The 651-nt window shown below is 64.8% G+C and carries 1 protein-coding gene; it reads right to left on the reverse strand.

All coding sequences use genetic code 11. The features are described from left to right. The coding region (locus tag E2484_RS24615; RefSeq protein ID WP_137287844.1) for an N-6 DNA methylase at positions 1–651 on the reverse strand (651 nt) is incomplete at both ends.

A 651-nucleotide genomic window follows, 5' to 3' on the forward strand; every position in this document is an offset into this window, starting at 1 on the left:
GTTCGGCATCTCGAAGTCGTCGCCCTCGGCTTCGGCACGCGTGCGAGCCTTCAGGTAGAGATTGAAGGCCGAGAGTTGGCACGACCGCAGGTCGATGTCGACGCCGTAGAGGTTGTGTTCGAGGATCTTCGCGGGAATCTCGCCGCGGTCGAGGTCGGTTTCGGCCCACCAGATGCGCTCGAGGACGTCGAAGGCGTACAGCAGGAAGTGGCCGCTCCCGCAGGCGGGGTCGATGACGCGAAGGTCCGAGGGATGGTCGAACGACGGCGCGTCGTGGTCGTCCTCGTCGGGAATGAGATACGTACAGAGTTCGGGGACGTCGGGTGCGTCCTCCGGTGTGACGAGGCGCTCCTTCCGTTCTTCCGGAGAAAGCGTCTCCGGGTCGGGGACCGCCGACTCCTTCCCGGTGGCTTCGAGATAGAGTTTCCCGAGGCTGTTGTCGGCGAGCATCCGGACGACCCAGTGCGGCGTGTAGAACTGGTTCGCGGGTCCCACGTCTTCGGGTTCGAGCGTGTTCTTTGCGTCGAGCGCCTCCACGACCGGCCGATTGTAGTACTCGTACACCCATCCGAGTACGTCGTCGGCCCGCCACACCGCGTCGGGCACCTCGTCGAGCATCCCGCACAACTCCTCGAAGGTGTCGTCGTCGGG

It is taken from the genome of Halorussus salinisoli, assembly GCA_005239435.1.
Lineage (GTDB): Archaea > Halobacteriota > Halobacteria > Halobacteriales > Haladaptataceae > Halorussus > Halorussus salinisoli.